Raw genomic sequence first — 23,670 nt, 5'->3', positions numbered from 1 at the left:
TTAAATTGTTAAAGAGCGGCCTTTCGGCGAGGTGCGTATATTACGCGCCTTTCAAACGATGTCAATGCTTTTTTATGTTGCTAATCAACGTATAACGTTACTAGTAACTCAAGCTCTTTCGTTCTCAGTCACTGGCGTTGCAGCCCGTGTCTGTGGGGCGCATTATAGGGATTGGAGAAACGTTGGCAAGTCTTTTGTGAAGAAAAAGTTACACTTTATTAAAACGTTTATATTTACGTTCACAAAACAAACAATTATTACTATTTGATGATTAAAAAAGATTATTCACACCATCTTTTACCGATATTATGTGATATTTTTAAATGATCCATCACCCTTGCTGTCATAAAATCGTGTAAATCTGCAATAGTTTTCGGCTGATGATAAAAACCAGGCGCTAACGGCATGACGGTAACCCCCAATTCTGACAAGGTCAGCATGTTACGCAGATGAACAGTGGAAAATGGCGTTTCCCTTGGCATAATAATCAACTGGCCGCGCTCTTTTAAAATCACGTCAGCAGATCTTTCAATTAAATTATTTGATAAACCTTGTGCGAGTGAAGCCATTGTTCCACAGCTACACGGGCAAATAATCATTTTATCCGGCGCCGATGAACCGGACGCGACGGGAGAAAACCAGTCTTTCGCTGTCAATGCGATCACCTGTTTTTCTTTGCTCTGGTATTTATCTGCTAAAAAAAAATTCAACTCATCGACATCTTCAGGCCACGCTTCATTTTCTTCTGTCTTTAAAACGATTTTTGCGGCATCGGAGAGTAACAGATATATTTGCACATCAACGTCGATTAATGACTTTAATAATCTTAAGAAGTAACCACTGCCTGAAGCACCGGTTACTGCCAATGTTACTTTGCTTTTAAACATCTTTATGCCTGCAGTTTTTTAAGGAGTTTTTGATGAAGATTGCCAAATCCGCCATTACTCATAATTAAGATATGATCATTAGGTTGTGCTTTTTCTGCCAGTTTGTCACACAGGTCATCAATATCATTTGATATATCAACCGCTTTACCTTGTTCAGCAAACAGTTCCTCAATTGACCATTTAATATCTTCTGTTTCAAAACAGTAGACACTGTCTGCTGCAGATAATGAATTCACTAACGCTTCTTTATGGACACCCAACTTCATCGTATTGGATCTTGGCTCTAATACTGCGATTATTTTTTGATTGCCGACTTTTGCGCGTAAACCCGCCAGCGTAGTTTTGATGGCAGTAGGATGATGAGCAAAATCATCATAAACTGTAATATGGTTAACTTCACCTTTAACTTCCATACGCCGTTTAATACTTTTAAATTCAGCCAATGCCTCAATCGCTATTTCGGGTGTCACACCAACATGGCGAGCCGCAGCTATTGCAGCAAGCGCATTATCCACATTATGATCACCCATCAGAGTCCAGTTCACTTGTCCTTGTTTGTTTTGATTCAAAAACACTTCAAACATGGTACCGTCTTTTTTTATTTTCGCAGATGACCAGTTTTCCCCAATATATTCAACCTCACTCCAACATCCCATATGCTTAACAGCCATTAGTGCGTCATCTTGATTGGGAACAATGATTCGACCGCTTGCAGGTACGGTTCTCACTAAGTGATGAAACTGCTTTTTAATGGCATTAAGATCTTCAAATATATCAGCATGATCAAATTCGAGATTATTTAATACTAAAGTGCGTGGATGGTAATGGACAAACTTAGAGCGTTTATCGAAAAAAGCACAGTCGTACTCATCCGCTTCGATTACAAAAAACGGGGTTTCGCCTAATCGAGCCGATAAACCGAAGTTTTCAGGCACACCGCCAATTAAAAAACCGGGTTGCATATGCGCGTATTCTAAAATCCAAGCCAGCATACTCGATGTGGATGTTTTACCGTGCGTACCTGCGACGGCCAATACCCAGCGATCTTTTAAAACATGCTCTAATAACCACTGAGGACCTGATATATAAGGGATCTGTTTATCCAAAATAGCTTCAACACAAGGGTTGCCGCGGCTCATGGCATTACCAATAACCACCAGATCAGGATTTAAATCAAGCTGGCTGGGATCAAAACCCTGAATAAGCTCAATACCTTGCTCTTCAAGTTGTGTGCTCATGGGTGGATAGACATTTGTATCTGAGCCCGTCACTTTGTAACCCAGAGATTTAGCCAGGATGGCAACCCCGCCCATAAAAGTGCCACAGATGCCAAGAATATGAATATGCATAAAACCTCAATATAGAAGGATAAGAAAAAAAGTAACCGCGCCATATTAAACAATAAAAAAGGCGAGCACCATTACAGTGCTCGCCTTTTCAGTCATTACTTTCAGCAATCAGCCAGGCAGATTTATTTACGCTTCAAATGCTTCTTGTAAGAATGGGATGATCTGCTTTTTACGGCTAACCACACCAGGTAATTCAAATGCATGATCAACTACACTGCTATTTAATGCTTTAGCGATTTTTTGTGCATCTTTACTGATAATCAGCGCAGTAGTATCAAGCTTATTAATATCTGTTAATAAAACAATCGTTGAATGGTAACCCTTATCAGCTTGTAACTGCTCCATTTCCACTAACATCTCAGCTTTTTTACTCAGAGCCGTTTCCAGTGAGGTTAACTCCAACTGACCAATCGCAAGTAACTCGCCCGCCATTTCAAATACTTTTTGGTCACGCAGAATTAACTCTGCAGCGGGCAGATGTTTGATATCTGATTTTGCATCAAACTGTGCATTAGCAAAAGCATCTAAATCGGTAACACCTGCAATCGCGGCTAACTCTTGCGCAGCCACCTTGTCAATATCGGTTGTCGTCGGGCCTTTAAAGTTAACCGTATCGGAGATAATGGCACCCATCATCATTTTCGCAACGGCTACATCCGGCGTCTGATTATGGAATTTATACATGTTGTAAACGATGGTTGCACTGCAACCAACTGGCCAGATCCAACATTCAAGCGGCTCGGATGTAGTGATGTCACCCAATTTATGATGATCAACAATACCGCGTATTTTTGCTTGCTTCATATCTGCTGTACCTTGATTCCAGTCAGAATAATCAACAATAAAGATCTCTTCGCCGGCAACTGAAGTGCGAATTTCGGGTTGTGGTAAGCCAGACTGCTCAAGTAGAAACAATGCTTCAGGATTCGGCTCACCTTGCAGTGCAGGAGTTGCTTCTTTACCTAGTTTATTAAATAAGCTAGCAAGGGCGATAGCTGAACATAAGCTGTCACAATCTGGGTTTTGGTGTCCTAGTACAATCATTTTCATTTCCAATTTACAGTTGATTTGTTGCAGGCAGAATAACCGATTTCACGACAATAATTAAGAGTAAAAAGAAATTATTATTGTTCATTTTGCAGCAGCTTTACTTCTTCAGCCGACAATTCCCGGTATTCTGGACGATTTTCAAGTTCATAACCTTTATAATAATGGCCGTCAGTACATAAATAGATAAGATAATGTTTTTTTAATAAAACACATTCAGGCACAAGACGGTGTGACCAGGCTCGATTGTTAACATTACGCTCTGCTTCCCGACGTTTATACTCCTCTGCCCTTTCTCGTTTCTCGTCAAAAAGATCATTACGCATAAGCGAATCACTTTTTTCGATGGTGACTTTCCCAGCTTCTGCCGGAAAAGAGAGCATAATTGACAGGCCGATTAATATTCGCAGCAGCATAACACTCTCCTTATCTAAAACAGGCTAGCAAGTATTGCCCAAAATTATTAACTTAAAAGCTCTTAACCTCAAAACTCTTGACCTCAAAGTAAGGGTTCAACAAACTCTCCTGCTGATTATAGCGTAAAGCCTGACCGTCTAATTTACAAACAATCGCGCCTGCTTTTTCAGCAACGCAATGTCCCGCGCCGGTATCCCACTCCATGGTAGGCCCTAAACGAGGGTAAATATCAGCAAGCCCTTCAGCTATTAAACAAAATTTTAATGAGCTGCCGACCGCGACCATCTCATACGGTCCCAGTTTTGTTAAATATTCCGCCAGATCCGCACTAGGATGGGATCGACTACCAACTACCTTTAATATCTCAGTCGGTGGGGAGACCTGCAGGCGGATATTGGCTTTATCTGCTGTGGTTAAATAAGCATGCTCTCTATCAGTAAAGTATAACTTATCTAAAACCGGTGCATAGACAACAGCTAAAACCGGTTTACCCTCTTCAATCAAGGCAATATTAACCGTAAATTCACCATTTTTATTGATAAATTCTTTGGTGCCATCAAGCGGATCCACTAACCAGAATTGCGTCCAAGTTTTACGCAGCGACCACTCTATATCGGCATCTTCCTCCGATAACACAGGGATATCAGGGGTTAGTTCAGCTAATCCTGCGGCGATGATCTGATGGGCGGCTAAATCAGCTTCCGTTAACGGTGAACTATCCGCTTTAAGCACAACCTCAAAGTCACGCTGATAAATTTCTAATATTTTTTTCCCCGCACTGCGCGCTATTGTGCAGATTCCCGCAACCACACTCGGCTCGTTAAATTCAATCAAGTTAGACATAACCATTCTCTTTTAGGTAATTAACAATCACTTCAACGGCTTGTGATAAAGGCTGCACGCCATTTTCAACGCGAATTTCTGCAGATTTAGGCGCTTCATAAACACTATCAATACCGGTGAAGTTTTTTATTTCTCCAGCGCGCGCTTTTTTATATAAACCTTTCGGGTCGCGCTGCTCACAGATAGCCAGCGGCGTATCCACAAATACCTCAATAAATTCAGTTTCTGGTAACATTTTGCGCACTTGCGCGCGATCATTTCTATGTGGCGAGATAAAGGCGGTTAATACAATTAATCCCGCATCCGCCATTAATTTAGCGACCTCGCCAATACGGCGGATATTTTCTTTGCGATCAGCATCGCTAAAAGTCAGCTCTTTACATAATCCCATGCGCACATTGTCGCCATCAAGCAGATAGGTATGCGCGCCAAGTTCAAATAGAGCCTGTTCAACGGCGCCTGCAACGGTGGATTTACCGGAGCCGCTTAGACCGGTGAACCACAATACACAAGGTTTCTGTTTTTTCTGGGCGCTGCGCTGACTTTTTTCAACGGCATGCTGATGCCAGACAATATTTTCGTTGTTCGTTGTAATTGGGCTATTTGTAGGCATAACAAGACTCTTAAATTATAAAAAATTAAAATGGAAACAGTTGCGGGATAGTAAATAAGGCCACCGATGAATAGGTAATAGACATAGGTATGCCTATCTTCAGATAATCTTTAAACTCATAATCGCCCGCACTGTAAACCATTAAATTGGTTTGGTAACCAAAGGGAGAGATAAAACTCGCACTGGCGCCAAAAATCACCGCCATAATAAACGGCGTGGTGCTTACGTCATAAGCAAGCGCCAGACTGTAGGCAATTGGGAATGCTAATGCAGCTGCCGCATTATTGGTGATCAGCTCGGTCAAAATCAGGGTCACCAGATAGATAGCAATAAACGCCCCTAACACGCCAAAACCATTTAACTGCAGCTGCAAAAAACGCCCCAATGTATCGGCCAGCCCTGTACTGCTCATCAGATGTGCCAATGACAGCGCGGCGCCAACAATCCCCCATATTTCTAACGGAAAACGGCGACGCACCTCATTCCAACTTAACGCCCCGATAAATAAAGAGACAATTAATAAAACCAATAAACCTTTAAACAACGGCACGATATTAAAAACAGATAATAAAATCACGCTTAAAAAACCCAAGATCACCGCGCAACTGCGTTTGCCATCAAGGCGAGTACTGGCGTCAACACCGCTTATTACGACAAAGTTTCGAGCCAGATTTTGATTTTGTGCAAAGGTTTTACCGGGTGCTAATAATAAAGTATCGCCTTCACGCAGTTCAACGTTACCCAGCCCCCCATCAAGCGGCGTATGACCACGACGTATCGCCACGACAACCGCATCAAAGTTTTCACGAAAGCGACAATCTTTTAAGGTTTTTCCGGTAAGACTCGCAGATGGGCTTACAATCACTTCAACCAAATTTTGACCTGTTAACTGATGCTCTGCAAATAACTCTAAGCCCTGAAAATCCTGCAGTACCCCGACGCTATCAACGTCACCACAAAACAGTAAACGGTCTTTTTCACGGATAATCTCATCGGGTGAAACCGGACATATTTTTTCACCTTCCCGTACTATTTCAGCTAAATATAACTGCTGTAAATTACGCAGATTATTTTTTGAAACAGTTAATCCGATTAAAGGGGAACCGATCTTTACCTTCGCCTCTAAAAAATAACTCGCCTGCTCACTCTGTTTATCTTCGCGATTGGGTAACAGGTGGCTGAAAGTAAGCAGTACCAATAGCCCAGCGGCAAGGATCACCAGTCCGACCAGAGAAAACTCAAAGAACCCCAAACTGGGTAACCCTTTTTCAACCACAAAGCTGTTTACAATCAGGTTGGTTGAAGCTCCCACTAACGTCAACGTGCCGCCACAGATTGCCGCGTAAGATAATGGGATCAATAACTTTGATGGTGCATGCTGATTGTTTCGTTTGACCGCACTGATTAATGAGGCAACCACAGCTGTATTATTCATAAATGAAGAGAGAAACGCCGTGGATAGCGTCAGTTTGAAAATTACCTGGCTATAACTGCCCTTAGCAAAACAGTGGCTGATCAATGTGATCAGCCGGGTTTTTTCTAAGGCGCCGGAAATAATCATTAACAATACTAATATTAACAATGATTCATTAGCAAAATTAGCCATCAGTTCAGGAACGTCTATTAATCCGCCGATATAACAAACTAATAATGCGCCAACAAAAAGGAGTGCCGGTTTTATTTTAGTGGCGATCAGTAGCACCACTAAACCTAGCAAAATTGTTAAAACAAGCCCCTGTACAGATGTCATGGTAAGCCCGGCCTACTTATTAGCTAACTGGTTAAGATCAATCGCCTGCCAATGCGGAAAGTGTTTGCAAACAAGTTGATTAAATTCCAGTTCAAATTCACTGTATTGATGGTTAACCTGCACCTCTGTTAGCGCCTCGCTTATCATGCCGGCAGCGACTGTGACATTGGTGATACGGTCAATAATAATAAAACTACCCGTTGCCGTTATATCCTGATAGAGATCAAAGACGACCTTCTCTGTTAACTGCACTTCACAAGACGCTATCTCATTTAACCCAAGAGAATCTGCTGCTGATTTTTCTAAGGTATTAACATCGACTTTGAAATCAATTGCTGCAATTGAACCTGTGGTTTTCTTAGTGGCAACTTTAAAATCATATTGCTGACCCAGTTTAAGTGGATCTTCACTCATCCAGACAATATTGGCTTTGAAGCGATTACTTAGATTAGCAAGTTGCTCCGATGCGACTAAAAGATCACCACGGCTCACATCAATCTCATCATTTAAGGTTAACGTTATCGCCTGATCAGCAAATGCGCTTTCTAATTCACCATCAAAGGTCACTAATGACTTAACTGTTGATTTTTTTCCTGACGGTAATGAGGTAACGGAATCCCCCACTTTGACTGTGCCCGCTGCAATCGTGCCACTAAATCCACGAAAATCTAAGTTTGGACGATTGACATACTGTACGGGTAAACGGAACGCTTTTTTACGGTTAGTGGCTCTGATTGGCGCATTTTCTAATATGGATAATAACGCGCCTCCCGTGTACCAAGGTGTAGACGCACTGTCGTTGACCACATTGTCACCGTTCAAGGCAGATAAAGGCACAAAGTCAATTAAGCGATCATTCGCGCCATTTTCCAGACCTTGTGCGAATTCCAGATAGCTTTCTTTGATCTCTTCATAGCGCGCTTGTGAGAAACCAACCAGATCCATTTTATTTACTGCAACCACAAAGTGCTTAATACCTAATAACGAAGCAATAAAGCTATGGCGTTTGGTTTGTGTTAATACGCCATAACGCGCATCAATTAAGAGCACCGCCAACTGGCAAGTCGATGCACCCGTTGCCATATTGCGTGTGTACTGCTCATGTCCCGGCGTATCGGAAATAATGAACTTACGTTTTTCCGTGGAGAAATAACGATAGGCCACATCAATAGTGATCCCCTGCTCGCGTTCAGCGGCCAGGCCATCCACCAACAGTGCTAAATCAATTTGATTGCCTGTGGTACCCACTTTTTGACTGTCAGCATGTAGTGTCGCCAACTGGTCTTCATAAATCTGATGGGAGTCATGCAGTAAACGACCAATCAAGGTACTTTTACCGTCATCAACGCTACCGCAAGTTAATAGACGCAGGAGGCTTTTATGCTGCTGATCAGCCAGGTACTGCTCGATACCTTTATCTTTTATTTCTGCTGAAATTACTGAATTCATTTTCTCTACCTTAAAATTTAATTATTCAAAAAAGTTGACGCTTTTGTCTGCGTTAGAAATAACCTTCACGCTTTTTAAGCTCCATAGACGCCGATTGATCTGAGTCGATTAACCGCCCTTCGCGCTCACTGGTTGTAGCAATCAACATCTCTTCAATAATTTCCGGTAAAGTTTCAGCATTTGAATTTATTGCCCCGGTTAACGGATAACAACCTAATGTTCTAAAACGTACTTTTTCCTGCTTAATCTGTTCGCCTTCCTGTAACTCAAAACGATCATCATCAACCATGATTTTCACGCCGTCACGTTCAACAACTGGACGCACTTTGGCAAAATAAAGCGGCACAATTTCAATACTTTCTTGGTAGATATACTGCCAAATATCCAGCTCAGTCCAGTTTGAAAGTGGAAACACACGTATACTTTCACCTTTGTTTACCTGTCCGTTATAGGTATTCCAAAGTTCCGGACGTTGGCTTTTCGGCTCCCAGCGGTGATTTTTATCACGGAAGGAGTAAACACGCTCTTTAGCACGCGATTTTTCTTCATCACGGCGCGCGCCACCGAAAGCCGCATCAAATTTCCATTTGTTAAGCGCCTGTTTTAACCCTTGAGTCTTCATAATATCGGTATGCGTTGAACTGCCGTGAACAAAGGGATTAATATTCATCGCCATGCCATCGGGGTTCTTATGCACTAACAATTCAAAGCCGTACTTTTCCGCCATATAATCACGGAACGCAATCATCTCTTTGAATTTCCAATTAGTATCAACATGCATTAATGGGAAAGGTATTTTGCCTGGGTAAAAAGCTTTACGCGCAAGGTGTAACATAACAGCGGAATCTTTGCCGACTGAGTACATCATGACTGGATTATCAAATTCAGCCGCAACTTCGCGGATGATATGAATACTTTCAGCTTCTAATTGTTGTAGATGGGTTAGCCTTTCTGAGCTCATTTTTTTCTCCATTAAGCAATATGCCTTTGTTAGCAGCAAACTATAGAGATAGGCTTAGTAAAATAGAAATACTTAAAAGAGATGCATTATAAAGAAAAGGAATAACAAAAAGATAACATATCAGGTTGAGCTGATCATGAGCTGGTTTTTACGGGATTAAAAAACAAGCGAGAAGCGCTGCCGCGCAGATGATGACTCCCTATTTATGCCATACATATAGAACATAAACACGATTAGCCAGATCTCTGCCTAAGAGTATGGTTTATAGTCTGGCAACATACATTACGAAAATGGTTTTATTCCTTAGTTGATCTGTTCTGACGCTGCTTGTTCTTGTACATCTTATTGTCCGCATGATAAGTCAGGAGATCCAGTTCGGTTCCGTCTAGGGGCCACTCCGCGACCCCATAACTGAAGCTATAAGGCAGAGTGTTTCCTTGATAGGAAGCAGGTGCTGTTTGCAATTTTGCTTTTATTGATTCAACCTTCTCCACCACGTTATCCATCGTCATCTCTATAAACATAACGAGGAATTCATCACCGCCAAAGCGGCAGATAATATCGGATTCACGAACCGATGAGCTCAATTGCTGCGCGAAATCTACAAGCACCACATCCCCGCAAAGATGGCCATGCTGATCATTAATCTTTTTAAAGCGATCCAGGTCTATCAAGACCAAATGGAATGTTTCACCATAACGCTTGGCTCGCTTTTGATGTATTGCAAATAATTCATCAAAATATCTGCGGTTGAATAAGCCCGTCAAGCTGTCATGTCGTGCCAGAGCAATATTTTTTTCATACAGGAATTGCCGATTGAGGGTCTGGATTATTTGGCTGCGAACATATTCCATAACAAACAGGTCCGTTTCATCAAAGGCGCCGACACTGCGGCTGCCGACAGTGATAAATCCGATAAGTTTGCCTTCGTTGATAATAGGCGCGCCGAGCAGTGAGCGTATTTTCAGATGCTTCAAGATAGCATGCGATTCAATATTTTTGTGCTTGGTAAATTCTTGGATATCGTCTATATGGAAACAGCAGTTCTGATTTCCCGCCATGGCATGCCAGACTATCGATTTATCCAACTCCATGACCACAGTGTTTTCCCATTCGCTAAATAATCCGTTGGCCGCCACCAATTTCAACTTACCTGCGCCGTCAAGCATAAGGAAATTACCACCTTCAGCCGATTTCATCGCTGAAACGATGCAGTCGAGGACAATTGTGTAAAACTGTTCGGAGCTATTGAGATCAATGGCCGCACGGTTTATTTCCATGATCGCATCTTTGATACTTGTTATCCTTTGCAACCTCTTTTCTATCTGGACGCGATCGCTAATATCGTTGATGATGCCAATCATTCCGGTTACCTCCCCCTCTTTGTTGAGCACCACTGATTTATTGAAGATCACGTCGTGATTCTCGCCATCGGCTGAATGTACTTTTGTTTGATAAATCTGAGGTAAGCGCTTGTCAAGAAGATCCAGATCGGCTTGGTGATAAATATCCGCCAGTTGCGGGGGAGACAATTCAAATACTGTCTTTTCAAGGATCTCCTTTCTTGACTTGCCCAGATATTTTTCAAAGGCTTTATTACAATGTCGATACACAAGTTCAGCATCCTTGAAAAATACAGGGCTTATCAGTGCATCCAAAAGGGTATTGATAAAATTAAGTTGGTTTTCAAGCTCTAATTGCAGCGATTTCCAATTAGTGATGTCCTGAGCTGTGCCAACCGCCCGTTCGAGTTCCCCATTCGCTCCCAAGAAAAAGAGCACGGAAAGCGTTTTCCATATCGGATGGCCTTGAGAATCAAAAATATTAATCTCATGTTTTTCACTGCAGGCTTGATCTGCCGTCAAATCATTGCCCCGAGAAACTATCAATGTCGATATTTTTTCGGCCAAGATCTGTAAGTTTTGCTCGTTCGGTTCATTTTCTAGCGTATAGAAGTCGACGTCCCCCGAATTTGCTTGCCATTGCCAGAACAGGAGATCACTTTCGGCTCCGGAGAGCTTGATGAAATCCACTAAAGGATCCGGTAGTGGCCCATCTAACATCTGATGGATTTGGATGAAATTTTCAGTCTTATCTACTGCTGGTTTCTTGTTTTTTTCCATTTTCAAATTTCTCCAATCAACCAGTTCGGAACTGTCACACCAATTTTCAGCGCTCGCTGCTGATTAATGCCGATTTAGTATCGACCAGTTTATAAGCCGCTTTGGCGCTTTTTATAAAGCGCAAAGGGTCACTTTGCGGGTTGGTTTTGGCAGCGGCCGTTTAAGCATCTTAGATATAGCATAACAGTTAATTGTGCAGTTAACTGTTAAAAACATTGGACGTATAGCCCACTTTTTAGCTATTTATTGGCGGGCAAATAACGCGCTATCGGTAGCGTATTTTTGAATAATATCATCGGGCAGTCTCATCACTTTTACTTAGCCACTGCGCCCTGTCGTATTGAATTAAGGTTACCTCTGTTTAGTGGCTTTACAGCCAACATAGCAGATCGCTAACAGCTTAAGAAGTTGTTGCCGCCACACCTTTGCTGTCATTGCTTGCGATCCATTAATGTTGGCAATTAGCAATGAAATCCCCGAGGGCTTACTGCCGACTTATTTAACACCTCATTAACATCACGATAACATTGTTTGTTTTAAACAATTTTGGCACTCATGAACCCACTAATTTATTGTTCCCAACAGACCGAATCCATCATAAATAAACACTAACAAAATTTACAATAAAGACATAAAAAACAGTCGGATGGATAAATATTATTCATGTAAAACAAACAAAATATCGGCGCACTGGAGGTCCTATTTTCGTGTTACTGCCTTACAGATGTAGAGCAGCCAAATCTTTCCATTTGCTCAAGAATAACTGCTATATGATTCGTTTATCCTCCATATATTGTCGGATTAATTTGCATATAGAAACAAAAAAAACATTCAACTCATTTAAAATCAAAGAGTTGGAGGTATGGCATGTTGTTTGCAATTATCTCAATGAAAATGATACACAAACAAGCTAAATTATATGGAGAAATATTAATGACTAATTTGAAGGAACAACTCATATTAAAAGGAACATCAATGATCCATTTTTTAAGTCAGTTAAAAAACAGAATTGTCGTACTACCGCTCACGGCTTGCGCAATTGCCCTCTCACCAATTCAGGCTGTGTCTGCGCCAATTACCGATTTAAACGGAGTGGATGTTACAGGCTGTTTGTACTTCTTTTCCACCTGCAACTCCTCTAACAACGATTTCTTAAGCGATACTGCAGTAATAGGCAGCGGAACAGAATTCGACACTGGCAACAGAAACGTAGTTTGGCCCTGGTGGATGACCGCCGACTTCGATCAAAACACGCTAACCGTAGAGTATTTTGCTACATCTACCAGTATGGCCAGTACCAACCTATGGTTCGAGCTGGATCTAGCCACGATCGGTCAAAAACTGGACAGCGTAACTCTGCGTTCTGGCGATCTATTGCCGGTAAACAATTACAACTTTTTGGACGATAAAATATCTATTTTTGTTGATAGTCAGAGCATAAATAATCAAACTCGCTTGGCTGTTTTCGATATTACAACGGTGGCAGTGCCCGCTCCTACCGGCTTGCTGATATTTTCGCTTGGTCTACTTGCTATTGCCCTGCGACGTCGTACGTAAGAAAGGTAATGTAATTTCTTATTACACCGGCGATTAACTTCGCCGGATCCCTCATAGCCCTAATAGTTAGACAACATTTTCTTAACTCAAAAATTCCCTCACTAACTATTCAAAGCAATTTTTTGGATCACGTTAAGAACGTGATCCAAAAAACGGAGAGAGATAAAATCAGGGATATTTAGCATTGCGTAATTGAGGACTACAAACTTTTTTACCGAATCACCAATTAATACCTACTATATAACCCGTGTTTTATTTACATAACAGGAGGTAGGTATGACGTAATCACGCTTTTCGTTTATTTCACTGCCGCTGCACCAGATAAAATAAATCCTTTAAATTAAACCACTTACGACATAATAGCTATTATCAATGAATTGGATTAGTGTATAGACAAACTCTCCCTGATCATCGCAATGCGAGAGGGTTTATATACGAAAAACTACGGCTTATTAACTTTTATTCGCTGGGATAGCTTTTTTGACATAGACATCAAAACGGTTTTTCTTAGTTTTAATACTCATGCTCGGTTTTTTATCATTTAAAAAAGGAGCGTAATCTGGACGTTTAACCACGACGCGATAACGCGCTGCGTTTAATGCAACGTCTAACAGATCACCCGCGTCTAAATCAGCCCCGACCACACCTTGGAAAACACGCATCTCTTTCTTAACTAATGCAGATTTTTTTTTATGCGGAAACATTGGATCTAAATAAACGACATCAGTTTGATGCTCTTTAAGATATTCGTAGCCCGAGCCAAAATGTAGTTGCATACGCTGTTGCATCCAACCCCCTATCTCAAGATTCAAATAAGCGCGCTCTAAGCCATCTTCAAGCAGTGCCGCTGCAACAGGTGAACGTTCAACCAGAGTGACATTACAGCCTAATGATGCGAGTACGAATGCATCCCGACCTAACCCCGCTGTTGCATCAATAACATCAAGATTCACCCCGGATTTAAGCCCGATTGCTTTGGCTATTGACTGCCCTTTCCCACCGCCAAATTTTCTCCGATGAGCGGCCCCGCCCGAGACAAAATCAACAAACACCAAGCCTTGCTTGGGATCGTCGACCTGTTCAAGCGCTAAATGTTCAGGTAAAAGGTGTAATTGAAAGCTGTCACTGTGAGTGCCTAAAAAGCCCCATTTCTCGCGTAACATTTTAGCTTTATCGCGCAATTCTCTCTCATTACAAATTAAAGGAATATTGATATTCATTGATTCTCAACTAAGCGATGATGATTTAAACATAAAAAAAAACCAGTCAATAGACTGGCTTTTTCTTACAGATTAACTTTTATAAAGGGGTGACGATATATAAGAGATCACCGCTCGATACCTGCTGCCCGTTTGCATTGATTATACGCTCGACACGGAACTTAGTATCAGCATCATATAACACGGCATCTTGACGGTTAAAGCTGGCAAGTGTGATTGGCGAAAACATTTTCATCGCTTCCATCAGACCGACTGTTTGCTCAACCGTAACAATATCACCTTCATGGACAAAGTCAGGCTCTGCGGGCGAAGATGCGCGGTAGAAAATGCCTGCACTTTGTGCAAGTACTTTAAGTTCATTAGTACCATCAACTTGAATCGATAGATCACCGCCACCCGATGAAGCAGAAGCTTCCATCTCATCAATCATCACTTGTTGATCCAACTCGGCCATGAATTTTGGCAGATAGGTTGTATCGTAAACACCGTTCAGGAAGGTTTCATCCTTTAAGATACGTTGTAATAGAGGAATATTGGTTGCTATCCCTTTGATAACCACCTTATCCAAGAACTTCAGTAACTTTTTAACCGTATCATTACGATCTTTGCCGTGACAGATAAACTGTGCAACTAGACTGTCGTAATAAGGAGAAACCTCTTTTCCTGCTGCAATCATTGACATCACTTCGACATCATCCTGCTCAGGAATAACACACTCAAGCACAGTACCCGGATGTGGCAGTAGCTGCATAATGCCCTTATTATCAATAACCGCTTTCTCTGCCGTTACCCGCACTTCAATCGCATAACCTTTCTTAGCCGGTTTTAGATCCGCAATACTCTTACCTGATGCGATATCATACTGCGCACTTACAATATCAATACCCGATGTTACTTCCGTAACCGGGTGCTCTACTTGTAAACGGGTATTCATCTCCATGAAGTAAATGGAATCTTCATCCAGATCATAAATAAACTCAACGGTACCCGCGCCCATATAATCAACGGCATCAGCGAGTGCTGCTGTGTACTGCAGTGCTAATGCTTCAAGTTTAGCAGGCAGCATGGTTGATGCCGACTCTTCAACCACTTTTTGATTATTACGTTGCACTGAACAATCGCGAATTCCCAGCACTTTAGTATTACAGTGTTTATCACGCAGTAGCTGCACTTCGATATGACGCAATGAGGTGATATATTTTTCCAGGTAGAGATCGCCATTACCAAAAGCACCACGCGCTTCAGCAGAAACCTGGCTAAAGCCAGCAAACATATCTTCCGCTTTCTCGATAACCAGGATACCTTTACCGCCGCCGCCATTTACCGCTTTAAGCAGTACCGGATAACCAATACCATTAGCAATATCAAGCGCTTGCTCTGCGCCAGAAAGAATACCATGACTGCCGGGTACAACAGGAACGCCGTTATCCTGCGCAGTTTTGATTGCATTGGACTTATTACCCATAGTTAACATGCTGGTCATGCTTGGACCGACAAAGTTAATACCATGACTAACGCATAAATCAGCAAAATGCGGGCTTTCAGATAAGAAACCGATACCCGGATGGAGCGCATCAACCTCTTCATACTCGGCAACTTTTAATACTGAACTTGCATTCAGGTAACTTTCATCCGATGTATTACCCCCTAAACAAACCAGTTTATCACCTTGACCCAGCATATCAGCAGGGACAGATTTCATATCAGGATCAGATGCAACCAGTACCACACTAATACCGTTATCTTGTGCTTTACGGATTAATTTAACAGCAGTACAGCCGCGTGCATGGATCAGCACTTTTTTAACTGGCACCATCAAATTACGCGGATCAGCTTGAGAGAAGTCATCGCCATTAATATCACAAACAGGCACAAACCCGGTCAATGCACGTTGAATCGTCTGTTCAATGGTAATTTCCGGCATTGGCATGTTTTCATCAATGTCACGTAATTTATCATTAAGATCATCAGAGAATGGATTAACCACTAAACCATCCATCGCACCCGACACGCGTGACAGGTAATTAGATAAAGTTGAAGTGGATGGTAAATAATCGGGCACAACCATTTGCCCGGCAAACGGCATATTGGTACCAGATAGGTAATAGGTCTGCGCCATTGGATGGGTAACAAAACTCGCTTGTGCCCCCCCAGTACAATCACCGTAACCAAACATAATCACAGGCAGATCATTATCGCGAATAAAACGGGTCATACGGTCATTAACTACCGCCATTGAGAACAGCGCTGCGGCTCCCTCTTTGGTTTGCATTCCGCCTGAACTGATAAAAGCAACAACAGGTAAATGTTGCTCGGCACATTTCACTAACAAGGCACAGAATTTCTCTGCACTTGCCATATCAAAGGCGCCCGCTTGGAATGATAAGTTAGAAACAGCCACACCAACACGCTGTTTTTGACCGCTTTGTAGTTTAAAATCAGCGATCCCCGCCACCAAACCACAAGGTCGAATATTTTTATCCAGCGCATCTTCAATAGATAAGCGAAACCCCGGAAACTCAAGTAAGTTAGCCGTCATTAAGTCTGCTTGCGACTCTTTAAAGTTAGTAAAGAATTTACCTAAAATAGCATCGTGCGAGTTATTCTTTTTATTCTTTTCTGCGCGTAGTACCGCCTGAATAAGCAGATCTTGGTAACCCATAGTGAGACGGTTCCAGAAATCTTTACGACGGCCGATACGCACCGGGTTAATTGCACCATTATATTCAGAAGCATCATCACGACTGTTGTAATAGGAAGGTAATATTTTTTCGAACAGATAAGTTAGGATAACAAATAAACTTGAGTTCATTTGCGGCGCGCCAATACTCTTCCACTCTTCAACCTTAGCTAAAATTTCACCACGATCACTTTGATTCGTGAAGTAACGTAACCATGCATTGAATGTTATTTTAAGCTGGTCATAATCATCATCGCTGACTTTGCTTAATGCTCCTTTTAATGAGCTGCGCACTAACGATGATACGGATTCACGCGATAACTCTTTGGTTGCCATCGCTTCCTTGGCAATCGACGCAAGGTTACCCATGGTATTGTCATATAACGCATTAAAGACCAGCATATGACGACAATGTACAAGGAAAAATTCGCGTGTTTCTTTATGGGTCACAACGTCAATCGTTGTTAACTCACTCAGCTCAGGCCAGGAATCAGTCATAGGCACATTTTTTTCATCTTCAAGGTGCGCTATTAACGCTCTGAAGTTATTTTCAGCACTGCTTTTCCAACGATTGTATAAAGACCAAGTTAGATTAATTAAGAGAGCACTTCGCGCATGATCATAATTTTCCAGCGGCTCACCCAAAATCAACTTGGTAAACAGATTGCGCTCAACGCTTTTATCTTCACGTTTTGCTAAGAATGATTTCCAGTTTTTATTGAGTTTATCGTCATAAATAAGCTTATCCGGGTTGTTTAACCAGTTTACAAAAACTTGTTTGCGATCCGCTTCAATACGCGCTTTAAGATCACCTTCAGGCGTAGTCAGCTTCGATAAACGGCCATACTCACCTTTTTGAATCGCTTTAATACGCGAACGTAACGTAAGGTAACGCATATAACGATAGGTTGTTCCAAATGCGTTATTATGCACAGTAGGATTTTTCGCGATAAGGTGCGCATTTTCAGATGCATTTTCAACCGCCAATAATTTGCTCGACGGCTCTAAATAACGCGTCAAACTGCGATTATAGTGTTCTAAAATATCCGGATATTTACGTAAAAATTTAACCGAAGTGGATTCTATCGAAAGGATACTTGAAACCAGCGCTTTTTGCAGATTATGCTGGCGCTCATCTTGATCGACAGGCGAGTAATCAACGATTCCGTCAATACAACCCGTTTCATATAACTCTTCCGGAGAGACGCCGACAGATTGCGCACATTCCTGCCAAGACAGGTTATATTTACGCGCAATACTTTGTAACCCTTTAGGTTGGATAGTATTAAAGATACCGTCACGTACAGAGAGCAAAATATTTGCTGTCGCTAATGGAATAGCACCACCAGAATAACCAACACCCACAACAACGCCCACTGTCGGCACATCTACATTGGCACTTTCAGTGATCATTTGGGAAATACTATGTGCTTGATTCTGGCTATTGGCCACTTCGCCAGCATCCGCTCCCGGGGTATCAATTAAATAGACAATCGGCAGTGACAGATCCGCAAATTTACGAATCGCTTTACTCGCGGCTAAATGATGTTCAGGCATCCATGCGCCATTGTTTGAACTACGCTCCTGCCCAATGATACCGATACGGCGTGTATAACCACCAAAATCCAGTTCCATTTCCGCACTATAAAATGCGCCATTTAACTGCTCAGTAATAATTTTGCCATTAAAACCTGCGACAATACTTTTCACACCCGGCCGTTTATTATCTTCTGCGGGTTGCACTGTGCGCGCAATATAGGCGTCAACATCTAGTTTTTGAATCGTCAGCAGATTTGCTTGAATGCGTTTACGATCAATCAAGCCCTCTAAACGTTCGGTATTTGATGGTAATGAGTTGTCCGGAAATAGAGAGAAGTCTTTAGCGATATGCTCTGCGTGAAGAAATAATGGATCAGCAATATGATTCGCTTCAAACGGAGAAGAAGGTTTCCCTTGCATACAATACCCTTACAAAATAGTGATATAAAAAAATATTCGATAAAACCCGCTAATTTACAACTTATTAACTTATGATTCCACTGTTGATTATCGTAGTAGTGAAATCATAGGGTAATAAATCGTATTCTGTGAGATTTAAACAACAATTAGCTCAAATATTAGACGGCGCTGCGCTTAAGTCTGAAAAAACAACAAAATAGCAGCGCTAATATTAGAATTATCGACTAACGCATATAGTTTTCCGGCAGCTCAACTTGCGCCACCCCCGTTTCAACCGCTGCACGTGCAACCGCACCCGCGACCTCTTTTAATAAACGCGGATCCATAGGTTTGGGAATAATATAAGTTGTACCAAAGGTTAACGATGCTACGCCACTGGCTTTAAGTACGGAGTCAGGAACTGGCAGCTTAGCGATTTCACGAATAGCATGAACAGCCGCCACTTTCATCGCATCATTAATTTCCGTTGCACGCGCATCTAATGCGCCACGGAAAATAAACGGGAAGCACAGCACGTTATTTACCTGGTTAGGATAATCACTACGCCCTGTTGCCATAATAAGATCATCACGGACAGCGTGTGCTAATTCAGGTTTGATCTCAGGATCTGGATTTGAACATGCGAAAATCACTGGATTTGGCGCCATTAATTTAACATCATCAGCAGATAAAAGATTAGGACCGGAAACACCGACAAACACATCCGCGCCTGTCATTACATCTTGTAGCGTACGTTGGTCGGTATTATTGGCAAAACGTTGTTTATACTCATTGATATCATCGCGACGTGTATGGATCACACCTTTACGATCTAACATGTAGATTTTTTCACGTAACGCGCCACATTTGATAAGCAGCTCCATACAAGCAATAGCGGCAGCCCCTGCGCCCAAACAGACAATTTTTATTTCTTCAATTTTTTTACCCTGAATATCCAAGGCGTTGATCATAGCAGCTGCAGTTACAATCGCAGTACCGTGCTGATCATCATGAAAGACAGGAATGCTACAGCGCTGTTTTAACGCCTTTTCAATTTCAAAGCACTCTGGCGCTTTGATATCTTCAAGGTTAATACCGCCGAAAGTATCCGCAATATTAGCAACCGTATTAATAAACTCTTCAGGCGTGCGGTGTTTAACTTCAATATCAATCGCATCGATATTCGCAAAACGCTTAAATAACAGCGCCTTACCTTCCATTACAGGTTTTGATGCTAGCGGGCCTAAGTTACCTAAGCCTAAAATTGCAGTACCGTTTGTGATCACAGCAACTAGATTACCCTTTGCAGTGTATTTATAAACATCATCAGGATTAGCCGCAATTTCACGTACTGGCTCAGCAACGCCCGGGCTATAAGCCAGTGACAAATCCTCCGCCGTTTCCGCAGACGTTGTAATTTCAATACTAATTTTACCTGGTTTTGGCAAGGCATGATAATCAAGCGCTTGTTGGCGTAAATCTGACATTTATAAATTCCATTGTTGTAAAGAGCACTAAAACAAAACGTGATGATAGTCAAATATTGAACAGATTTATAGTTTTAATTTATTTCAAGGCAATATTTGCGCGGGATGGTAGAGGGTTAATTTAGCTTGACCACGTGTGAAAAATAACTTTCCTGTTAGTAACAATTTGTCATGCAATAAAAAATTCACATTGTTTTTTTTGAATACTTTCAACTGACTTGGGTGAATTATCACCTCGAGTTTTCTATCGAGCTTAAATCTAAGCGCGCCCCTCTCCTCCTTTAAGTCGCTCACTCTGCCACTTATATAGACATAGCCCTTATCGCTTTCCTTTAAATTTGCTGCCGCGAGTGGCTTAAAGTCAGACCAGATACCTTTGCGACGTAAACGCGCCTGCTTTTCTGCTGTTTGAAAGCATTGCCAGAAACGGTCGTTTTTACCAATAACCCAATGTGCTGCTAGCCCGGATTGTAGTTGTAATAACGCTAAGTTACGCCCTGTCTTACTATAAACATACGCCAGTAAACGCCCGTATTTATCTGTTTTGCTTTTATCAAAGACCAAGTGCAGCTTATCGCCTGCTCTTATATAGCGCTGCAGCAGTTCCTTAGCTTCTAGCGCATAGGGCTCTGATCTGCTTTTATGACGGTGGTTTATTTCCGGGGTATTGATGCCGATAAAGCGCACTAAGCGGCCATTTTCTAAGGTCACGGTATCGCCATCATTAATCTCTTTTAAGGTAACGGTTTGATCCCAGCCAACATGCGGGCAAGAAGCAAATAATGAGAAAGAAAATAGCGTGAGAAAAAGAAGAGAGAATAAACGCACAATCATTACCCGAATGAATTAAGTTGCTTTTACTGTAGGCTAAAATAAAAAAACTTTCACGAGGCACGATCCACTCTAAAACCTTATTACAGCACACAGACACCTCGCAATAGCGCCTTAATTCTTTGTCTTACTTGTTACAAAAAACTCCATTTTTGTGTGGTTAATAGCTGACAATTTCACTGGTTAATTTCAATAATTAAAATAACTCCTTTATATACAACAAGTTAAATAAGTAGACGAACTTGGTATAGCACCTGCAATTAGCTAATCGGAACAACAATTTATTATTTTATCTATACAACAGGAGTAAGTGATTATGGCTATTCGTCAATGTGCAATTTATGGTAAAGGTGGTATCGGTAAATCTACTACAACACAAAACCTTGTAGCAGCATTAGCTGAATTAAAGCAAAAAGTGATGATTATCGGTTGTGATCCTAAAGCCGATTCTACTCGCCTTATCCTCCATTCTAAAATGCAAAACACTATTATGGAGATGGCAGCTGAAGCGGGCTCTGTTGAAGATATAGAGTTGGAAGATGTATTACTTACAGGTTACGGCGACGTAAAATGTGTTGAATCAGGCGGCCCTGAGCCAGGTGTAGGTTGTGCTGGTCGTGGTGTTATCACGGCGATCAATTTCTTAGAGGAAGAAGGTGCGTATACCGAAGATTTAGACTTCGTATTTTATGACGTACTTGGGGACGTGGTATGTGGTGGTTTTGCGATGCCGATTCGTGAAAACAAAGCGCAGGAAATCTACATCGTTTGTTCTGGTGAGATGATGGCAATGTATGCGGCTAACAATATCGCAAAAGGGATTTGTAAATATGCCAAAACAGGCAGCGTACGTTTAGCCGGTCTTATCTGTAACTCACGTAATACAGCGCGTGAAGATGAGCTGATTATGGAACTCGCATCGCAAATGGGTACGCAAATGATCCATTTTGTACCGCGTGACAATATCGTGCAACGTGCTGAAATTCGTCGTATGACAGTGATCGAATATGATCCAACTTGTGCTCAAGCCGATCAATACCGCACGCTCGCTAACAAAATCATCAATAACAAAATGTTTGTTGTTCCAACGCCAATCACTATGGATGAGCTGGAGGAACTGCTAATGAATTTCGGTCTGATGGATGAAGAAGACGAAACGGTTATCGGTAAGACAGCAAAAGAACTTGCTGACGAAGCAGCTGCTGCAGCTTAACAACGACTAAGGGGGCTTTTATGACTAGCATTAAAGAGCAAAATGAAAAAATGATCCAAGAGGTACTTGAGGTATATCCTGATAGTGCCAAGAAAGATCGCGCAAAACACTTAGGCGTTAGTGATAGTAGCTGCAGTAGTAGTTGTATTACAGCCAACCGCAAATCTCAACCAGGCGTCATGACCGCTCGTGGTTGTGCCTATGCCGGCTCTAAAGGGGTTGTATTTGGCCCCATTAAAGACATGATTCATGTCAGCCACGGCCCGGTGGGCTGTGGTCAATACTCTCGCGCTGGACGCCGTAATTACTACACAGGCAAAACAGGTGTAAACAGCTTTGGTACGATGAACTTTACTTCAGATTTCCAGGAGAAAGATATCGTTTTTGGTGGCGATAAAAAACTCGCTATCGTGATGGATGAGCTGGAAATACTATTCCCACTGTCCAAAGGTGTTTCAATTCAATCGGAATGTCCGGTTGGTTTGATTGGTGATGATATCGAAGCTGTTGCTAAAGAAGCACAAGCTAAAACAGGTAAGGTTGTTGTACCGGTTCGTTGTGAAGGTTTCCGCGGCGTTTCCCAATCATTGGGTCACCATATCGCTAACGATGCAATGCGCGACAAAATGATTGATAACCGTGAGAACGATGACACCTTTGACGGTACACCTTACGATGTCGGTTTAATCGGCGATTACAATATCGGCGGTGATGCTTGGTCAACACGTTTATTACTTGAAGAGATTGGTCTGCGCGTGATATCGCAATGGTCAGGTGATGGCACAGTGTCTGATATTGAGCTCAACTGTAAAGCCAAACTTAACTTAGTACATTGTTACCGTAGCGTTAACTACATTGCTCGTCATATGGAAGAAAAATATCACATTCCCTGGCTTGAATTTAACTTCTTTGGTCCGACTAAAATTGCAGCTTCACTGACCGAAATTGCATCTAAATTTGATCAGACTATCCAAGAGAAAGCCAAACAAGTGATTGCTAAATATGATGCGCAATGGCAAGCCGTTGTTGCTAAATACAAGCCACGCCTGGAAGGCAAAAAAGTGATGTTATATGTGGGTGGCCTGCGTCCCCGTCATGTGATCGGCGCTTATGAAGATCTGGGTATGGAGGTTGTCGGTACTGGCTATGAATTTGGTCACAACGACGATTATGACCGCACACAGCCAGATATAAAAGATGCAACATTGATTTATGACGATGTAACAGGTTATGAATTTGAAGAGTTTGTTAAGAAGATCCAACCAGACTTAATTGGCTCGGGTGTAAAAGAGAAATACATATTCC

The 23,670-nt window shown here is 41.9% G+C and carries 17 protein-coding genes; 3 read left to right on the top strand and 14 right to left on the bottom strand.

Translation table 11 applies throughout. From position 1 onward, the window contains the following. Window positions 1–281: 281 nt before the first annotated feature. The 10 genes from ACJAT7_RS10875 to ACJAT7_RS10830 form a co-directional block, all read right to left on the bottom strand. Window positions 282–887, bottom strand: a complete 606-nt coding sequence (locus ACJAT7_RS10875) for a flavin prenyltransferase UbiX (RefSeq protein ID WP_415226825.1) — start codon at window positions 885–887, stop codon at window positions 282–284. A gap of 2 nt (window positions 888–889) precedes the next feature. Further along, on the bottom strand, window positions 890–2,236 hold the full coding sequence (mpl, locus tag ACJAT7_RS10870; RefSeq protein WP_415226824.1) for a UDP-N-acetylmuramate:L-alanyl-gamma-D-glutamyl-meso-diaminopimelate ligase: 1,347 nt from the start codon (window positions 2,234–2,236) through the stop codon (window positions 890–892). A gap of 126 nt (window positions 2,237–2,362) precedes the next feature. Further along, on the bottom strand, window positions 2,363–3,280 hold the full coding sequence (locus ACJAT7_RS10865) for a manganese-dependent inorganic pyrophosphatase (protein ID WP_415226823.1): 918 nt from the start codon (window positions 3,278–3,280) through the stop codon (window positions 2,363–2,365). A gap of 80 nt (window positions 3,281–3,360) precedes the next feature. Next, a complete protein-coding gene (locus ACJAT7_RS10860) occupies window positions 3,361–3,699 on the bottom strand; it encodes a hypothetical protein (RefSeq protein WP_415226822.1) in 339 nt (112 codons plus the stop codon). Window positions 3,700–3,751: 52 nt separating this feature from the next. Further along, on the bottom strand, window positions 3,752–4,543 hold the full coding sequence (gene cysQ / locus ACJAT7_RS10855) for a 3'(2'),5'-bisphosphate nucleotidase CysQ (protein WP_415226821.1): 792 nt from the start codon (window positions 4,541–4,543) through the stop codon (window positions 3,752–3,754). Further along, window positions 4,536–5,156, bottom strand: a complete 621-nt coding sequence (gene cysC / locus ACJAT7_RS10850) for an adenylyl-sulfate kinase (protein ID WP_415226820.1) — start codon at window positions 5,154–5,156, stop codon at window positions 4,536–4,538. Before cysC ends, cysQ begins: the two co-directional genes overlap by 8 nt. 25 nt (window positions 5,157–5,181) lie before the next feature. Continuing rightward, window positions 5,182–6,906, bottom strand: a complete 1,725-nt coding sequence (locus tag ACJAT7_RS10845) for an SLC13 family permease (RefSeq protein ID WP_415226819.1) — start codon at window positions 6,904–6,906, stop codon at window positions 5,182–5,184. Window positions 6,907–6,918: 12 nt separating this feature from the next. Beyond that, a complete protein-coding gene (cysN, locus tag ACJAT7_RS10840) occupies window positions 6,919–8,355 on the bottom strand; it encodes a sulfate adenylyltransferase subunit CysN (RefSeq protein WP_415226818.1) in 1,437 nt (478 codons plus the stop codon). A gap of 52 nt (window positions 8,356–8,407) precedes the next feature. Then, entirely contained in the window at window positions 8,408–9,316 is a 909-nt protein-coding gene (gene cysD / locus ACJAT7_RS10835; protein ID WP_415226817.1) for a sulfate adenylyltransferase subunit CysD, read from the bottom strand. 296 nt (window positions 9,317–9,612) lie between these two features. Continuing rightward, complete coding sequence (locus ACJAT7_RS10830; protein ID WP_415226816.1) at window positions 9,613–11,439, bottom strand: diguanylate cyclase; 1,827 nt, start codon at window positions 11,437–11,439, stop codon at window positions 9,613–9,615. A 933-nt stretch (window positions 11,440–12,372) separates the two neighbouring features. On the opposite strand from ACJAT7_RS10830, the gene ACJAT7_RS10825 reads away from it, so the two are divergent. Next, window positions 12,373–12,996 carry a PEP-CTERM sorting domain-containing protein gene (locus ACJAT7_RS10825; RefSeq protein WP_415226815.1) on the top strand — a complete coding sequence of 208 codons (624 nt, stop codon included), beginning with the start codon at window positions 12,373–12,375 and terminating at the stop codon, window positions 12,994–12,996. Window positions 12,997–13,448: 452 nt separating this feature from the next. Here ACJAT7_RS10825 and ACJAT7_RS10820 read toward each other — a convergent pair whose 3' ends face one another. From ACJAT7_RS10820 to ACJAT7_RS10805, 4 genes are all read right to left on the bottom strand, one after another. After that, window positions 13,449–14,216, bottom strand: coding sequence for a class I SAM-dependent methyltransferase (locus ACJAT7_RS10820; RefSeq protein ID WP_415226814.1), 768 nt, complete (start codon window positions 14,214–14,216; stop codon window positions 13,449–13,451). 79 nt (window positions 14,217–14,295) lie between these two features. Next, the gene (locus ACJAT7_RS10815; protein ID WP_415226813.1) at window positions 14,296–18,855 is read right to left on the bottom strand and encodes a biotin carboxylase N-terminal domain-containing protein; all 4,560 of its coding nucleotides are present in this window, start codon (window positions 18,853–18,855) and stop codon (window positions 14,296–14,298) included. Window positions 18,856–19,079: 224 nt separating this feature from the next. Next, window positions 19,080–20,321 (bottom strand): malic enzyme-like NAD(P)-binding protein, encoded by a 1,242-nt coding sequence (locus ACJAT7_RS10810; RefSeq protein ID WP_415226812.1) that lies wholly within the window; start codon window positions 20,319–20,321, stop codon window positions 19,080–19,082. Window positions 20,322–20,405: 84 nt separating this feature from the next. Further along, on the bottom strand, window positions 20,406–21,155 hold the full coding sequence (locus ACJAT7_RS10805) for a thermonuclease family protein (protein WP_415226811.1): 750 nt from the start codon (window positions 21,153–21,155) through the stop codon (window positions 20,406–20,408). Between the two features lie 313 nt (window positions 21,156–21,468). On the opposite strand from ACJAT7_RS10805, the gene nifH reads away from it, so the two are divergent. Further along, window positions 21,469–22,365, top strand: a complete 897-nt coding sequence (nifH, locus tag ACJAT7_RS10800; protein WP_415226810.1) for a nitrogenase iron protein — start codon at window positions 21,469–21,471, stop codon at window positions 22,363–22,365. 20 nt (window positions 22,366–22,385) lie between these two features. After that, window positions 22,386–23,670: nitrogenase molybdenum-iron protein alpha chain (gene nifD / locus ACJAT7_RS10795; RefSeq protein ID WP_415226809.1), on the top strand; the 1,285-nt coding region annotated here is incomplete at its 3' end.

This window comes from Psychromonas sp., from assembly GCF_047632995.1.
GTDB lineage: Bacteria > Pseudomonadota > Gammaproteobacteria > Enterobacterales > Psychromonadaceae > Psychromonas.
Note: the sequence above shows the minus strand (reverse complement) of the source record. Positions and strands in the feature narration are given on the sequence as shown.

What these genes read in the sequence shown, in the direction of transcription:
- ACJAT7_RS10875 (WP_415226825.1), bottom strand. Translation starts at nt 887, where the DNA reads ATGTTTAAAAGCAAAGTAACATTGGCAGTAACCGGTGCTTCAGGCAGT.
- mpl (WP_415226824.1), bottom strand. Translation starts at nt 2,236, where the DNA reads ATGCATATTCATATTCTTGGCATCTGTGGCACTTTTATGGGCGGGGTT.
- ACJAT7_RS10865 (WP_415226823.1), bottom strand. Translation starts at nt 3,280, where the DNA reads ATGATTGTACTAGGACACCAAAACCCAGATTGTGACAGCTTATGTTCA.
- ACJAT7_RS10860 (WP_415226822.1), bottom strand. Translation starts at nt 3,699, where the DNA reads ATGCTGCTGCGAATATTAATCGGCCTGTCAATTATGCTCTCTTTTCCG.
- cysQ (WP_415226821.1), bottom strand. Translation starts at nt 4,543, where the DNA reads ATGTCTAACTTGATTGAATTTAACGAGCCGAGTGTGGTTGCGGGAATC.
- cysC (WP_415226820.1), bottom strand. Translation starts at nt 5,156, where the DNA reads ATGCCTACAAATAGCCCAATTACAACGAACAACGAAAATATTGTCTGG.
- ACJAT7_RS10845 (WP_415226819.1), bottom strand. Translation starts at nt 6,906, where the DNA reads ATGACATCTGTACAGGGGCTTGTTTTAACAATTTTGCTAGGTTTAGTG.
- cysN (WP_415226818.1), bottom strand. Translation starts at nt 8,355, where the DNA reads ATGAATTCAGTAATTTCAGCAGAAATAAAAGATAAAGGTATCGAGCAG.
- cysD (WP_415226817.1), bottom strand. Translation starts at nt 9,316, where the DNA reads ATGAGCTCAGAAAGGCTAACCCATCTACAACAATTAGAAGCTGAAAGT.
- ACJAT7_RS10830 (WP_415226816.1), bottom strand. Translation starts at nt 11,439, where the DNA reads ATGGAAAAAAACAAGAAACCAGCAGTAGATAAGACTGAAAATTTCATC.
- ACJAT7_RS10825 (WP_415226815.1), top strand. Translation starts at nt 12,373, where the DNA reads ATGACTAATTTGAAGGAACAACTCATATTAAAAGGAACATCAATGATC.
- ACJAT7_RS10820 (WP_415226814.1), bottom strand. Translation starts at nt 14,216, where the DNA reads ATGAATATCAATATTCCTTTAATTTGTAATGAGAGAGAATTGCGCGAT.
- ACJAT7_RS10815 (WP_415226813.1), bottom strand. Translation starts at nt 18,855, where the DNA reads ATGCAAGGGAAACCTTCTTCTCCGTTTGAAGCGAATCATATTGCTGAT.
- ACJAT7_RS10810 (WP_415226812.1), bottom strand. Translation starts at nt 20,321, where the DNA reads ATGTCAGATTTACGCCAACAAGCGCTTGATTATCATGCCTTGCCAAAA.
- ACJAT7_RS10805 (WP_415226811.1), bottom strand. Translation starts at nt 21,155, where the DNA reads ATGATTGTGCGTTTATTCTCTCTTCTTTTTCTCACGCTATTTTCTTTC.
- nifH (WP_415226810.1), top strand. Translation starts at nt 21,469, where the DNA reads ATGGCTATTCGTCAATGTGCAATTTATGGTAAAGGTGGTATCGGTAAA.